General features: G+C 44.5%; 16 protein-coding genes and 1 pseudogene. 7 read left to right on the top strand and 10 right to left on the bottom strand.

Annotated elements, in window-relative coordinates:
• Nucleotides 1-11 precede the first annotated feature (11 nt).
• Complete coding sequence (locus ACRRU2_RS05435) at nt 12-578, top strand: NADPH-dependent FMN reductase (RefSeq protein WP_432500310.1); 567 nt, start codon at nt 12-14, stop codon at nt 576-578.
• A gap of 41 nt (nt 579-619) precedes the next feature.
• On the top strand, nt 620-1480 hold the full coding sequence (locus ACRRU2_RS05440; protein ID WP_331701498.1) for a pirin family protein: 861 nt from the start codon (nt 620-622) through the stop codon (nt 1478-1480).
• Here the strand turns inward: ACRRU2_RS05440 and ACRRU2_RS05445 are convergent.
• The 3 genes from ACRRU2_RS05445 to ACRRU2_RS05455 form a co-directional block, all read right to left on the bottom strand.
• Nucleotides 1459-1809 (bottom strand): winged helix-turn-helix transcriptional regulator, encoded by a 351-nt coding sequence (locus ACRRU2_RS05445; RefSeq protein ID WP_331701497.1) that lies wholly within the window; start codon nt 1807-1809, stop codon nt 1459-1461. The genes ACRRU2_RS05440 and ACRRU2_RS05445 overlap by 22 nt on opposite strands.
• Before the next feature lie 77 nt (nt 1810-1886).
• On the bottom strand, nt 1887-2024 hold the full coding sequence (locus ACRRU2_RS05450; RefSeq protein ID WP_331701495.1) for a hypothetical protein: 138 nt from the start codon (nt 2022-2024) through the stop codon (nt 1887-1889).
• A gap of 121 nt (nt 2025-2145) precedes the next feature.
• Complete coding sequence (locus ACRRU2_RS05455; protein WP_331701494.1) at nt 2146-3309, bottom strand: response regulator; 1164 nt, start codon at nt 3307-3309, stop codon at nt 2146-2148.
• Between the two features lie 256 nt (nt 3310-3565).
• Between ACRRU2_RS05455 and ACRRU2_RS05460 the strand changes: the two genes are divergently transcribed.
• The 3 genes from ACRRU2_RS05460 (at nt 3566) to ACRRU2_RS05470 (ending at nt 5318) form a co-directional block, all read left to right on the top strand.
• Nucleotides 3566-3955, top strand: coding sequence for a hypothetical protein (locus ACRRU2_RS05460; protein ID WP_331701493.1), 390 nt, complete (start codon nt 3566-3568; stop codon nt 3953-3955).
• Nucleotides 3956-3986: 31 nt separating this feature from the next.
• Nucleotides 3987-4481 carry a PCYCGC motif-containing (lipo)protein gene (locus ACRRU2_RS05465; protein WP_331701492.1) on the top strand — a complete coding sequence of 165 codons (495 nt, stop codon included), beginning with the start codon at nt 3987-3989 and terminating at the stop codon, nt 4479-4481.
• 84 nt (nt 4482-4565) lie between these two features.
• Nucleotides 4566-5318 (top strand): HAD-IIB family hydrolase, encoded by a 753-nt coding sequence (locus tag ACRRU2_RS05470; protein WP_432500312.1) that lies wholly within the window; start codon nt 4566-4568, stop codon nt 5316-5318.
• A gap of 1 nt (nt 5319) precedes the next feature.
• On the opposite strand, the pseudogene ACRRU2_RS05475 reads toward ACRRU2_RS05470, so the two are convergent.
• A pseudogene (locus tag ACRRU2_RS05475) lies at nt 5320-5415 on the bottom strand (ABC transporter ATP-binding protein); the annotation flags it as partial.
• Between the two features lie 294 nt (nt 5416-5709).
• Between ACRRU2_RS05475 and ACRRU2_RS05480 the strand changes: the two are divergent.
• Both ACRRU2_RS05480 and ACRRU2_RS05485 read left to right on the top strand, forming a co-directional pair.
• Nucleotides 5710-6054, top strand: a complete 345-nt coding sequence (locus ACRRU2_RS05480; RefSeq protein ID WP_331701490.1) for a PadR family transcriptional regulator — start codon at nt 5710-5712, stop codon at nt 6052-6054.
• 5 nt (nt 6055-6059) lie between these two features.
• Nucleotides 6060-7079, top strand: a complete 1020-nt coding sequence (locus ACRRU2_RS05485) for an HAAS signaling domain-containing protein (RefSeq protein ID WP_432500313.1) — start codon at nt 6060-6062, stop codon at nt 7077-7079.
• Nucleotides 7080-7298: 219 nt separating this feature from the next.
• Here the strand turns inward: ACRRU2_RS05485 and ald are convergent, their stop codons facing one another.
• The 6 genes from ald to ACRRU2_RS05515 are packed head-to-tail and all read right to left on the bottom strand — an operon-like array spanning nt 7299 to nt 14702.
• Nucleotides 7299-8417 (bottom strand): alanine dehydrogenase, encoded by a 1119-nt coding sequence (gene ald / locus ACRRU2_RS05490; RefSeq protein WP_432500314.1) that lies wholly within the window; start codon nt 8415-8417, stop codon nt 7299-7301.
• Nucleotides 8418-8431: 14 nt separating this feature from the next.
• Nucleotides 8432-9235: a DeoR/GlpR family DNA-binding transcription regulator gene (locus ACRRU2_RS05495; RefSeq protein ID WP_432500316.1), complete on the bottom strand. Its 804-nt coding sequence runs from the start codon at nt 9233-9235 to the stop codon at nt 8432-8434.
• 17 nt (nt 9236-9252) lie between these two features.
• Nucleotides 9253-10653 (bottom strand): L-arabinose isomerase family protein, encoded by a 1401-nt coding sequence (locus ACRRU2_RS05500; RefSeq protein WP_432500318.1) that lies wholly within the window; start codon nt 10651-10653, stop codon nt 9253-9255.
• On the bottom strand, nt 10650-11708 hold the full coding sequence (locus ACRRU2_RS05505; protein ID WP_331701485.1) for an amidohydrolase family protein: 1059 nt from the start codon (nt 11706-11708) through the stop codon (nt 10650-10652). The genes ACRRU2_RS05500 and ACRRU2_RS05505 overlap by 4 nt, the downstream gene beginning before the upstream one ends.
• 16 nt (nt 11709-11724) lie before the next feature.
• The gene (locus tag ACRRU2_RS05510) at nt 11725-13149 is read right to left on the bottom strand and encodes a xylulokinase (RefSeq protein ID WP_432500319.1); all 1425 of its coding nucleotides are present in this window, start codon (nt 13147-13149) and stop codon (nt 11725-11727) included.
• Nucleotides 13146-14702, bottom strand: coding sequence for an aminotransferase class III-fold pyridoxal phosphate-dependent enzyme (locus tag ACRRU2_RS05515; protein ID WP_432500321.1), 1557 nt, complete (start codon nt 14700-14702; stop codon nt 13146-13148). The genes ACRRU2_RS05510 and ACRRU2_RS05515 overlap by 4 nt, the downstream gene beginning before the upstream one ends.
• Nucleotides 14703-15145: the final 443 nt, after the last annotated feature.

The raw sequence follows: 15145 nt of genomic DNA on the forward strand, positions 1-15145 counted from the left end.
GGGCAGCTATAATGAAAATTGTTGGCTTATCAGGCTCAATTGTCGGGTCAAAAACACGTACAGCTATGAACTATACGCTCAAAGCATTAACAGAAAAATATGCTGAGGCGGAAGCAACGCTTATCGATCTTGCAGACTATACGCTGCCTTTTAGCGATGGCCGCAATTACTTGGAATACGAAGGAGATGCGTCCTTTGTCACAAGAACGATCATGGAGGCGGATGCCATCATCATCGGCACTCCAATCTTTCAAGCTTCCATTCCTGCAACATTAAAAAATATTTTTGATTTATTGCCTGTGCATGCGTTCCGCGATAAAGTGGTCAGCTTTCTCGTAACTGCAGGAACAGCCAAGCATTTTCTGGTAGCTGAGCAGCAGTTGAAGCCAATCCTGGCCTATATGAAGGCACAAATTGTACAATCTTATGTATTTATTGAAGAACAGGATTTTCAGCGTAAGGAAATAATAAATGACGATGTAATATTCCGCATTAATCGGCTTGTAGAGGATACATTCGTTTTGACGCAAACCTATGCTTCAATTCGCAAGGCCGCTGATGATAAATATGACTTTTAAATCCGCTAATCATACATTCAAACAAAAGGAGCTGTATCCATATGAAAATAACCAATAGCTTCCAGCGCGGCATTAAAAAAGTATGGACCGTGCAGGGCCGTCAGGTCAGTCCTATTCATTATGCTGCCCCTATACTGCAGCCCGGTTATTGGGACGATTTTGACCCTTTTTTGCTTATGATGGAAGATACGTTTAAAAGAGGAGCTTTCGATATACACCCTCACCGCGGGATCGAAACCGTCACCTACGTAATAGACGGATCAATAACGCATTATGATAATGCGACAGGTGAAGGAGGAACGCTGCAACAAGGAGATTTGCAGTTTATGACAGCTGGCAGAGGTGTCGTCCACAATGAAACGCCAAATGAGGGGGATACGGTTCATCTGCTGCAGCTTTGGGTTAATTTGCCCCGCAAGCATAAAATGACAGCCCCTCGCTACCAAAACCTGAAGGCTAAGGATATGCCTGTCATAAAGGAAGACGGCGCTATTGTACGCGTGTATTCCGGTTCATCTGGTGACTTTGTTTCAAGCACCTTAAACTACGTGCCAGTAACGTTCGTAGAAATTACAGTAGACAGCGGAAAAACGATTAGCCAAGAGCTTCCCGGCAGTTACAACGGCTTTATTTATATTTTGAAGGGCAGCGGTGTGTTCGGATTCAATAAAACAGAAGCTGAGAAAGGACAGGCACTGTGGATAGATACGGCACCAGCTAATAGCCCAAGCAGCATTGTCATATCCGCCAAGGAAAAATTACAGCTGATTTTATTTGCTGGAGAGCCTTTGCGTGAACCTGTTGTTGCTCGCGGTCCGTTCGTAATGAATACGGAAGAAGAAATAGTGCAAGCCTATGATGACTATAGAAACGGTTTTTTTCACAATGGCAAGCTACCCTGATTGTTTTTTTTCAACTTATGCAGTGTATGCCTCGTTCCCCATTCATGCATCGCCTCGAGTATTGGCTTTAAGCTTTTGCCATACTCCGTGATAGAATATTCTACTTTTGGGGGGACTTGAGGATAGACCTTACGGGCAATTATATCTTCCTCCTCGAGCTCCCTAAGCTGCTGCGTCAGCATCTTCTGGGTGATCCCGGGCATATTGCGCTTTAATTCGTTAAATCTCATCTTGTCCGATTGCAGCAAAAACAATAAAATAATCGGTTTCCATTTGCCTACAAGTATTCCTAACGCGTCGTCCACCCGGCATAAATCTGGATGATCCATTATAGCCTCCCGTTTTGAAAAAAACCTATTCTGCACATCGTCAGAATAGGTTTTCTTTTATTTATATTTCAATCGCTTTAAACACCATCAATACGATCATCATGATCTTCCCAGCGCTTAGAATAAGCTTTATTGGTTATCCAAAAGGTCATCCAGGATACAACTATTACTACAATGATTGAAGAAACCCAAACACTTGTTGGTACCCCAAGCATGTTCTCCCTCCTTAATCTTGCGCATACTCCTTTGTATTATACTACTGAATTGTATGTGGTTACACCGCTTGTTTCGTTTTGTCGATGCATTGTCACAATTGCAGCTGTGTCAACCCATCCACTAATCAAATTTCATGACTTGATTTTCCTTCCGGCCCGCTTTCCAGGCTTCATACCATTCCTGCAGCTCTTCCGTAACATCCTCATCCAATTCCTCTTGCAATGTTCTTCTTAGCTGCCTGTAGCATACTTCAATCGCTTCCGACTCGCCAAGCTTGTCATAAAACTTCATAAGCTGCCAATAATTTGTTTCATTTAATGGCTGAATATCGATTATTTTTTGATACACAGCAATCGCTTCTGTAAGCATCGATTGCTTAGAATAATATTCTGCCAATTGTCCCGCATGATTTCGCCATAACCAGCTTAACCGCTGTCGTTCATTCTCGGCCCATACATAATAGTGCTCGCCAAAATAATCGCCGTTATAGTAATCAAGCCATTTTTGATGTTCAAGCACGTTGTCCGCATCGATCGGCTCTAATTTTTGCAGCGCCTCTTCCCAAATATCCACATCGATCTTATAATGGTCAAGCTCCAAGGCATAACCGCTATGTCCGCCTACATTGGATATTGTTACTGGGATCGCTGCTTCGCTTAATGTTTTTCGAATTAAATAAATAGTTGTATACAGTGAAGTCATCGCTTTCTTTGAATCTACATCCGGCCATAAAATATCGCTTAACGCTTCTTTGCTGACAAAGCCTTTGCGATGATGAAGCAAATAAGAAAAAAGCTCCTCCGACTTTGAGGTGCGCCAGCGCAAGCTTTGCGCTTTTTCTCCTGTCTTTTCAAATTGCAGCATATGCAGGCAGCGGATAACAGATTCACTTGATTGCTCATCCTGCGGCGGCAATGTCTGCGTTCGCCTGCGCTGCAAGCGGTCAATCGTTTTTTTTAGGCGGTTTTTTTGAATAGGCTTCAAAACATAATCAAGCGCGCTGATTTCAAAAGCTTCAAGAGCATATTGATTATAAGCCGTTACAAAAACGATCTCGCAATCAGGCAGCTGCTGCTGAATTTGATCTGCAGCCTGCATCCCGTGCATGCCCGGCATATCAATATCTAAAAATATCAGCTCCGGATTCAGCTCTGATACGGACTGTACAGCTTCAATAGGATCAGTAAATGCTGCAACTATTTGTATATTTGCAAATTCCTTCAGTAATTGCTCCAAATATATAAGTGCCAAAGACTCATCATCAACCAGTATCGTTCGTATCATAAATCTCTCACCATCCAAGCTACTCGATTTATTAATATTATTAAAACCGTCCATTCCTTATACATGAGTACATTAAAATTGAAAATTTTTCTATTTATCATAGTATTTTTTCTGATATTCTACAACTATTTCTTTTTCCTGCAGACGTATTTATATATTCATTTTAAACGATTTCACGATTCGTTCAATATCTGTTCATATGATGTTCATATAACTTGTGTATGATTAACAATCATAAATATAGAGGTGAAACAAATTGACCAATTATACAAAATGGCTGATTCGAATAGCTGCGCTCTACTCTTTGATTGGTGCATTTATGGGCTCTGATATTGCAGGAAGAAAAGACTATACTATGGTTCCTGCTCATGCCCATATTCTGGTTGTAGGCTGGCTGACATTGTTTGCATATGGGATATTCTATCAGGTTTTCAAAAAAATCAGCATGGTTAAAACAGCCAAGTGGCAAGTTATTACGAGTTTGATCGGCGGCGGCTTGATGCCGCTGGGAATGTTGTTGTACTATAAAATGGACAATACATTTACTTTACTGGCATTTATTATTCCGGCATCGATTTTGCTGCTTGCCATTTTATTATTTTTAGTAATTGTATTTTTCGACAAAAACATATTTTCCCGCGACTAATCTTATGTGCGGGACAGAATGGGGACCGCATATGAAAAAATGGTTTACGCTTGTGATTCTTGTGCTGCTTGTTGCTGGCTGCGGACAAAAGGCAGCACCGCAAGAAGAAAATCCGGACACGCATGCCGAGCACGGCGATCACGCTGTATCCGATATTCAAGAGACAACAGCCTCGGCTTCTGTTTTGCCTAAATTTTTAGACAGCCAGCCGGAGCAGGTTCGAGCAATTTACGGTATTGCCGGCGCGAACGCTGAGCTTCTTGAGTATATGCCTTGCTTCTGCGGCTGTGGTGAAACAGCCGGTCATAAAAATAACAAAAACTGCTTTATCCATTCCATTAATAGCGATGGTTCTGTCGTTTGGGATGACCATGGCACAAGATGCGGCTTATGTATGGAAATAACAGTAGTGGCAGCTGGTATGAAGCATGAAGGCAAATCAGATTTAGAAATTCGCAATTTTATCGATGAGACTTACGGCAGCGACTACGGCCCATCGACCGATACGCCAATGCCTGCGATGTAACATCTGGACTAAAAAATAACAACAAGCCTTTAGCCCCACAACTATAGTGGAGCTGAAGGCTTGTTCGGCTAACAGGTGATTTATATGAAAACGATTGTTTTCGATATTGACGGTACAATTTGCTTCAATGGCCAGACCATTCCCGAGCCAATTATTCAAGCGCTCGATCATGTCATTTCCAAAGGGGCTGATGTGATCTTCGCTTCTGCAAGACCTATTCGCGATTTATTGCCCGTTCTTCCACAGCACCTTCATCATCATAGCTTGATCGGCGGCAACGGTTCGCTCATTCAACAGGAAGGCAAAATAACGCATGCCGTTTCGTTTGACCCAGCTGCTGCAAATCAGCTTAGTGAGCTGCTTGATCAATATCAGGCACATTATTTAGCCGACAGCCCTTGGGATTACGCTTATCGCGGACCAGATAATCATCCCATACTCGAACGTGTAGATCCTAATAAGCTGGCAAAGCGCGTAATGCGCGAGCAGCTTTCCTCACTTGTCAAGCTGTTAATATTGCATGCCGACGATATGGACGGCTTGGAGCAAGAGCTAAGCGGCCTGCCGATCGTTATTCATCGCCATCGCCATGAGCAGGCGCTTGATATAAGCCCGCCGGGCATTCATAAATGGAGTGCCCTGCAGAAACTCGGAGTTTCGCCCGGCCAATTTATTGCATTTGGCAATGATGCGAACGATGTTACGATGTTCCAGCATGCAGGCGAAGCGGTAATGATCGGCGAGCATGAAATGCTGATCGATCTGGCAACCTCAGCTATTCCTATTGATGACGACTATATAGAACGAATAAGCGAAAAAATTACTATGCTTGGCTAAGAGCCCGCTTTTTAAACAAATCGATGATACCGGCAGCTATCTGCTTGTCCAGATTGCCTGTCGGTTCATCCGCCAAAACTAAGTCAACCTCACACGACATCCCTGCGCAAGCAGCTGCAGCGCAGCTTCTTACTTATTACTGCAATTCAAAGTAATTGACCCCAACACAAGCTGATGCTTCTCCTTTTCTTTGCCGTCAGCCCTTCTCGGCACTGCTTCCATACGTTTTATCGATCATCTTCTACAACTAGAAGATGGACAAGCCGCCAGGAAACAATTCATATTGTTATGCAAATAATATGTTGATAAAAACTATATTATAAAATTTCACATATTGGTCTATTTACAATAGTGTGCACCACACAGTATAATGACAACAGGAGATGATGATATGGAAAATATTTCAACCATCATAAACGGCTTTATGCTGGAGCTGCGCCGCGGCACCATCATTATCGGCGTGCTAAGTCAGCTGCAGCAGCCGCAATATGGATATTCACTCGTTGCTGTACTTGAAGAAAAAGGGATGTCTGTTGATGCTGGCACCTTATATCCACTCCTGCGCAGATTAGAGAAGCAAGGGATACTCGCCAGCGAGTGGGATACAACAGAAGCAAGACCCCGCAAATATTACTTGCTCAGCCCGCTCGGCAAGGAGGTTTATGAGCAGCTCTGTGTAGAGTGGAGAGGCATGATTTCAAGTGTAGAGCAAATTATTACTTCCAAGGAGGATTAGGTGAAATGGAAATGATTTCACGTTATACTAGTGCCGTTACTGACCTGCTGCCACCCAAGCAGCGTGACGAAATTAGAGCAGAACTGCACAGCTTAATTATGGATATGCTGGAGGAACGTACAGCTATGGGAGAGCCTGAAGAGCAGGCAATCTTTCGTATTTTGCAGGAGCTTGGCCCTCCCCACGCGATGGCCGATAAATATAGGGATAAACCGCGCTATTTGATCGGACCGGGATTAATCGATTTATACAAGGTTATTTTGCGGATTGTCATTATAGTTACGGTTATTGGAATTTCAGTAGCCTTCGCCCTGCAATTCATTATTGACTTTGAAGCGGGCCCAATGGATGTAGCTGAGTATTTCGCCTCCATATTTGAAGGGGCTCTGCAGGCTTTCGCTTGGGTAACTATCGTATTTGCTATTATAGAATTTGCCCAGGTCAATCCAGCTTCCTGGCATTCAAGCAAGAAGCCTTGGGATCCGGGCAAGCTCCCTGCTCCGCTTCATAAAAATTTGCTTATTAAACAAAGCAGCTCTTTAATTGAAATCATAATGATTGTATTAGTGCTTGGTTTATTTACGTACTCTATACAATATGTCGGCATAATGTCCAAGTCGGACACAGAATGGAACTGGAATGTAATCTCCTTCTTGAATATAGACTATTTTTCAAAGTATTTGCCTTATATATGGGGACTTGCACTTTTCGGCATCGTAATCGCATGCATCAAGCTTATTCAGCGCAAGTGGAGCTATGGCACGATCGCCTTGCAAGCTCTGCACGCCATTGCGATACTTGTCTTTATATGTATCGCTTTCTCCAATGACGCTATATGGAATGCCAATTTTGTCGAGCAGCTTGCCCAGTTCAATATGATTGACAGCGATCCCGCCTCCTTCGCAAAGGCGCTGGACATTTGGGAGAGCGCGAAAAGCAAGCTAATCCCTCTATCGATTTTAATTACTTTTATCGAGCTCGCTGTTCTTTCCTACAGAGCCTATAGGGTGTATAAGTATCAGTGAGGATAAAAGTTTCAACAACCAATAAAAAAGGTAAGCACTGCAATCAAGTTTGGGCTTCCGGCCGCTGTTGTACGCCAATTTTTTGGAATATATAAAACCTGTAAAGGTTAAAATTGGCCTACAAAGGCGGACGCTCCCGCTTCTCCAGTCCCAATCTTGCTCTCCGTGCCCTCTCTTATTACTTACGAATAGTTGCCCGCAACGAATCGACTGCGTCTTCTACTCTGCTAGCAATGTTTTCGGATCAACAAATGCTGCGTTCATCGCCTCGGCAACCGGCTTATAAGTAATGCTGCCGGCATAGGTGTTCAAGCCTGCTAATAGGCTTGCATCCTCCAATAGAGCACGATTGACACCTTTATTGGCCAGCTGCACCAAATATGGCAATGTTGCCGATTCCAGCGCTAACGTAGAGGTACGCGGAACAGCGCCAGGCATATTAGCAACAGAATAATGCAGCACACCATGCTTCACGTAATAAGGATTATCGTGCGTAGTAACACGGTCTACCGTCTCGATCGAGCCGCCTTGATCAATTGCCACATCGACTATAACGGAGCCCTTCGCCATCGAACGCACCATTTCTTCTGAAACAATTTTCGGAGCTTTTGCTCCAGCTACAAGCACCGCGCCAATTAGCAAATCAGCGCGCTTGACAGCTTGCGCAACGTTGAAGTCGTTATAAATAAGCGTCGTTACGCTTCCTTTAAATAAATCATCCAAATAAGCGAGCCGCTGCTTGCTTACATCAAGTATCGTTACAATTGCACCGAGGCCAACTGCCATTTTAGCCGCGTTGGTGCCGACCATGCCGCCTCCAACAATAACGACCTCGCCTCGGTTTACGCCGGGAATACCGCCTAGCAGCACGCCTCTTCCGCCGTTGTTCTTTTGCAGCAGCGCAGCTCCAATTTGCACGGACATGCGCCCTGCCACCTCGCTCATTGGAGCGAGCAGCGGCAGCTGTCCATTAGGCAACTGCACCGTTTCATAGGCGATTGCCGTTACTTTCTTCTGCAATAGCAGCTCGGTTAAGGGACGATTCGGCGCAAGATGCAAATAGGTATAGAGAGCTTGCCCAGGCCGGAAAAGCTCATATTCCGATTCGATCGGCTCCTTCACCTTCACGATAATATCCGCCTGCTCGAACAGCTCCTTTCGGCCGATAGTAGAAGCACCTGCTAACATATAATCGCTATCCTCAAACCCGCTGCCGGCACCTGCTTCTTTTTCTACGAGCACAGTATGCCCATGTTTTATAAGCTCTCCAGCTCCGCCAGGCGTGAGCGCTACTCGATTTTCGTTATTTTTTATTTCTTTTGCCAAGCCGATAATCATATTATCCCCCCAATCTAAACAAGACGCACTTCAATTCCACGATCCATAAAAGCTGCAAGCTCATCCTTATTAGCGTTTTGATTCGTAATTAGACAATCCACTTTGTCTGTCCCTATAATATGAGCAAAGCTGGCTCTTCCAATTTTGGTATAATCCGCAACAACAATCGTTTTGCTCACTCTGGCAATCATCTGTCTATTTAATTCTGCCTCAAGATGATGATAAGTAGTCACTCCGTACTCCGCGCTGACACCATCCGAGGACAAAATCAATTTATCCGCTTTGTAAATCCCCAATTGACTGATCGCATCGTCGCCGGACGTAAATTGATATTCCGTATTAAAATTGCCGCCAAGCAGCAAAATAAATTTAATATTTTTATTATGTCCCGCTTCCTGCGCGACAGACAGCGAGTTCGTTATTATAATAATATTTTTTTTATCTTTCAATTCTCTAACCACATATAACGGCGTTGTACCAGAACCCAGTATAATCGTATCGCCATCATTAATCATAGAAGCAGCTTCTACCGCTACCCTTCTTTTTTCCTCTTCATTCGTTTCCATACGGTCATGAAAGTTCATATTATAATACGTTCTGTATTGACTCGTTGCTCCACCGTGTACACGCTCAAGCAGCCCTTCCTTCTCAAGCGCATCAAGGTCGCCGCGAATCGTTACTTCCGAAATAGCGAACAGCTTGCTAAGCTCAACTACCTTGACCTTGCCTTCCTGATGAAGCAGCTCAAGTATTTTCTTTCTTCTTTCCTCAATATTAAGCTCCTCCAGCCGCCTGCTGTCCGTCTTTATATCTTCCATATTATTTGCCACCTTATTTAATTAATGACTACTATGTCCCACTTCATCAGATTTCCTAGCTCCTCCATAACACGGATTAGACGCTGGGCTTCACCATATACTATGGCGCCATGATGGGTGCCTCCATGCCTGCTGTATGCCGCCAAAAAATCCGCGACAGATTGCTGAGGCTTAAACCAGCCGCGAATACTGCCAGCCATATTGTCTGTTCCTTCGATATCGAGCATCTCTATTGGAGATACAATAAACGTATATTTTTTATCTCTTCCAGGTGCTAAATTAACGTACACTGCTTCTCCGCCGCGGAATCTTCCATAAGCGACGACAGGATTTTGTGCATCGGTAAATGCAAAATTCATCTCTTTTATAACGGGCTTCTCCGAGCATAATTGAATGTTCATTTCTCCCATATGGCTTAGAAAAATGCTGTTATGCTGCCAGTCGGGACAAAACATTTCAGTAAAAGACGTATCCGGATATACAGACAGCAAAGCGCCTACAAAAGCTGCTGTCAGCACATCCCCTTCCCCAGCGTAGCCTATTCCCCTTGCCATCGATTTGCTTGCCTCCAAAAAAGGCATGCTGGTTAGCGCTGACTCTGCGGTAACATTCATAAAATTAACGGTAAACGCCGTTAATTGATGTTCATCGATTAATTTCCTGATGGATAGATTAGCTAGTGTGGATTGGCGGTGCACCGTTGCTTCCAAATCTGGTGCATAGAAGCTGGCGATATCTTGGGACATCTCTGCCTCTATTTGCCCTTCTGCAATAGGCTGGCCGAACAAAGCTTGATCTCGTATATCGTATTCTACCGTTTCAATACCAATCGTTTCTCGCAACGTCTGTGCTGGCACATCGAAATCTCCCATCCCGTTAAAAGTGCCGCCGAATCTGCCTACTTTGGCATTTTGCAGGCTTTTAGCAATGCGAGCCGCCTGTACAGCTTGTGCAGCTCTATCTAACACATCAGATTCTGACCAGTGCCCCGCTTCAATAATGTAGGGCTTGCCGCTGCGCAGCAGCAAATTGCACATATCCTGCACGCCGTGAATGCCATGATTAAACATAAGCTCATCAGGATGCTGCGACGGACTATAGTCAAATGTCGGTGTAGTATCCAGCACGATGATAGGCAGCTTAGTTGCAGCAAGCACACTTGCAGATTCCAACGAAGGCGAATAAGCCAAATGAAGTGTAACAATCGCATCGGCATCTTCGGCTTCAAATCGCTTGACCGCAGCAGCAAATTCCGGCTCTATTCTGCAAATCGATGATGGTACGACCTCAATATCTTTCTTTTCCAGTTCTTTAGCTATCGTATCATAAAATGAATAATTTCTTTCTTCCATTTCGGGAAAAAAATCATCATATAGCTTAATATATAACGGCAAAAGACCGATCTTCAGCTTTTTCATACGAGCGCCTCCTTTACCTGTTGAATCATAGCGGCTGCGTTGTTGTAAAATACGTCCTCAATATCCTGCTTTGTGAGCCCTTCAGCTTCAGCAGCCACTCTAAATGCTTCCAGCTGCTCGTACAAGAAGAAGGATAGCGCATCAGCCTCAGCCCCCTCGACCTCACGCATGTTCTTGTCGCCAGATACATCGCCGTACAACCCTTTTGGAACAAGATTAATATATTTTCCTTGCTCATATATTCGCCGCATCCTCATTCGGACGATCGGAAGATCGCTTCCGAACAAGATTCGTTTTGGACCGACTGCTTTAATTAGCTGTTGGAAAACGTAAGCATTCGTATTAGCGCTGAAGTCAAACAACATATTGCGTGTTTCTGCTAAAATTTCGAGAGCGTTGCCTAAATCCTCGTTACAGTATGCTCTTCCGACATGTGCAATAATAAGCTTTACATTCGGATACTGATGCTCGATTTCCAGCATTTGCGCAAGGTTGACCGGATCCTTAAGCCGTCCATCTCGAGGGATGTGAAGCATGGCAATCCAGCCTCTTCTATTCAACACCTCCAGCTGATGTGGCGGTAAAAAGTCATAGATTCTAATTTCCTTCTCAGGGATATAGGAAGCGGCATAATTCAAGTACACTTTACAGCCTAAAAAGCCGCCTTTTTCGATGCTTTCTTCAAATTCGGAGGCGCTTTGGTCTGGCTTGGCAACCAAAAGAGACGGGAAATTATTTTTAGCAGCATATTCACTTACATAGTCATTGCCCAAGGTAAGATTCGTGTTCGTGGAAACCTGTGAAAAAAGAAGCGGTGTTACTTGTTTGCCTGGCAGCATCAGCTCATAGGTTTCCATCAGGTCTTCTACGGAATTCGTTGCCGCCACAAGCCAAGGCCAAGTAACTGCTCTAACGGGCTCACCAGCCGCTTCATTAATAAATTCACCAAGCCATACATGAGTATGAATATCAATAATCCGATTAGGCAAAAAATCCTTAAGCTTTTGTTCGTAAAACAATTTATCTACTTCTTTCACTTCAAACAAGCTTCCCATACTAAGCACCCCCATTTTAATTGTACTTCGCTAAAAACTTTCGATACAGCTCCTCATATTTCTGAGTTACTTCTTTATTAGGTGTTCTTGTCGTTCTATCAAATGCCGCTCGCTGCCAAGCGTCTCTCTCATCTTTGTATAGCCCTATACCAATCCCAGCCAATATAGCGCTTCCAACCGCGCCTGCACAGGAACCATTAACAATATGCAGCTCGTTACTTATCACATCTGCCACAATTTGCGGCCAAGGGAACGTCTCCGATGGTCCGCCTACCATCGTTATGGTATGTGCCGGCAATCCTGCATGCTGCAATTGCTCCAGCTTCATTCGAAGCAAATAGGCTGTTCCTTCCATGAGTGCCCGCGCAATATGTGCTGGGTCTCGTCCTTCCAACGCGGAGTTGTCACACTCCAGCAACGGATGAATCATCAGTCCGCCTGCTCCTGCATCTGCCGCAGCAGCCAGTTTGCTGAACTGCTCATTGCGATCTGATGCATCAGATATATATTGGCATACAAATTTGTCTACAGAGGCCGCAATAGCCGGCAGGGAAAACATGCCGCCCCACGCTCCTTCCGGCTGAAGAAAGGGGTCAGTCAACAGCTTCTGTCCGATTGCCGTCTCTCTTTCCAGTAATGGGTAGAAGCCTACCCAAGATGTTCCGCAGGAGAGAAGCAGTTGACCTGCATCCAGTACTCCTGCTCCTCTAGCCGCACTCGGGTGGTCAAATGACCCTAGTATTACGGCAGCTTTGGTAGAAAGACCTGTTTCCTTTGCAGCCTCAGGCAATATTTGCCCTAGTTTCTTGCCCGGCTTATGAATGACTGGCAGCTTTTCTATGTCTATCCCGAGCTGCTGCAAATAAGGAAGATGCCAGCTTGAAGAGCTTTGATCTTGCAAGTAGAACGTAGTCGCTGTCGAGCTATCAATGCCCCATTTTCCAGTAAGCCGGTACAGGATATAGTCTGTGCTCATGCAAACCCGCGCCGCTTGCTGCAATAGCTGAGGCTGGTGGCATTTGAGCCAGGATAGATGAGCGAGCGGAAACGTATTGAGAAGCGGCCAGCCTATGAGCCGATGTACTTCCTCTTCATCGAGCTTGCCGAATACAGTCGCAATCTCATCCTTCACACGTGTATCCATCCAGCTAAACACTGGAGTCATCGGCTTCCCTTCTTGATCAACGAGCAGCGTGTTGCCGCTTGCTGATGATATACTGATACCCGCAACAGAAGCTCCTGCTGGAAGTAGTTGTATTAATCCTCTTATTACTGTTGTTACCAATCTATATAAGTCATCTGCATCGAACTGCATCTGTCCATCTTTCAGGATTTCAATCTGTGTTTTGCTCTGCTCTCTTGATACAATCTTCCCCTCAGAGCTGATAAGCACTCCTTTGATTGCTGATGTACCGATATCAAGTCCAATTAAATACGTCATAATGAGGCTTCTCCATTTATTTTCATTAGTGCTGCCTCCATTTTATCTATTAAATAATCAATCATAACTGGAGTTGCAATAATAGGCGGCTTCGTCAGCGCTGTTGGCGGACATTTAGCTTTATAGGTCTGAGCGCTGACATCGATGCACTGATTGTTTAGATCATTTGTGAAAGCGACAGTCTTCGCTGCTTCATAGAAGAAGATCGTAGATAGCAGCCCTTTGCCTTCAACGCATTCTATGAGCGATGGATAACGTGCGCCTAGTTCCCTCAGCTTCATCTCATACTCATCTCCGATTTGCTGCGTGTAAGCCGCGTTCTCTTCTGCAAAGCACATCGTAATCAGATATGCCAGCGCTGCCAGCTCCTCCTGCCCGTTCGTGACTAGCGCGCCAAATTGGCTGAGTGTGTCCATTTCGTAGGTGGTAATAATACGAGAGGCGCAATATTCGCCACCCGGGAAGCCTTTGCCAATAATAACAAAATCGGGATTGAGCGTATATTCTTTAAATAAAAACATGCCTGGATACCACATGCAGGATTGAATTTCATCGCACATTACAGGTGTATCGTTTGCATGGCACAGCTCATAAATTTCTTTCAAATAATTCTGATCAAGTTTAATTCCGCCATAGTTCATCAAAATAATTTCATGTATGAATCCGGCAACCTTGAAAGGCGGTTTATTATACTGTTCGAATTTAGCTTTAAAATCCTCGATATCATTTATATTTACGGGACAAACCTGCATAATTCCTGCCGATTCCAGCTTGTCGTACATGTCCGGCCATAGATTGCGCATCGTCTGGGCTATGACAGTCGTGCCATGATAATTGGCTCTCCCTTTGCCTTCCTTATCTCCCATTACAAAAAATACCGGTGTGCGCCCGTTATATTTCGGCTCTTCGCTTTGTTCCTCAAGCTTATAAAATCTCGACAGCATCATCTTTATGCCTGCTTCGCAGGCAAGTGACCCCGTATCCAAATTAATAACCCGGTTCAGCACATGCGGCTCTTGCCTTTCAATCAGCTCGTCGAGCGATTCTGTACTTTCCTTCGATAAACCGTTCGCTGTTCGAATCAGCTCTCTTTCAAGCAGTCGCGTTATATGACCTCTAGTATTGTTATGTGTTGCATTCGTAATGCCCAGCTTTCTTGCGATATCGATAAGCTTATACCCTGGAAACTGATGCCCGAGCGGTGTATGATAATGCTCGCTCTTGGCGGCAAGATACAACCTGCCGTCCTCACCGAGTCGAAGATAGCCCAATCCGCCCAGCGGGCTCGCCTTTCGATTAGCAGCCTTGCCGAAGGAAATCGTAGGTGCGCCAGGGCTGGATGTTTGCAGCTCGGGAATAACCTGAGTGCCTACCTTAGTTAATAATCGATCCATCTTCTCTTGAAATGCCTGAGGCATAAACTCTACTTCTTCATGCGCAAGCCTCTCGGCTTCTGCTTGATTCATATCTTTAAGCAGCACTGCTCCGCCAACTACCGCATCCATATATTCCTTTCCAAGCAGCTGCGCCAACGTTTTTTTAACCGTTTTCATTTTGTTCTCCCCACTCCTTTAATTTCCGTTTGTATTATGATTAAAATATTATTATGTTTCGTTTATGTTGTCAATTAGTTTCTCTTTTGTTTCTATTTTATTTATAGGACGCAATGTGATCGAAACTTCATGCCAAGTTCGAGTTTGCGAAATAATACCCAATCAGTTTAAGATGACTAACACGCCGAATTAGGAGTTTGGCGAACTTTTGTTCAGCTATACACCAGAAAACACTGATTTTTGCGATTCGGCGGTCACCCATTACACATTGGCCTCAAAGCACCGATTTTGAGTTTTCGTGGTCACATGTTCCGCTATTCGCCTCATAGCACCGCTTTGGGATTTTCGTGGTCACACGTTCCGCTATTCCTATCAAAACAGCACTTTTTAAGTTTTCGTGGTCACACGTTCCGCTATTCGCTTTAATTATCGGTTTTTTCACC

The organism is Paenibacillus sp. GXUN7292 (assembly GCF_050864975.1).
In the GTDB taxonomy this organism is placed as follows: Bacteria; Bacillota; Bacilli; order Paenibacillales; family Paenibacillaceae; genus Pristimantibacillus.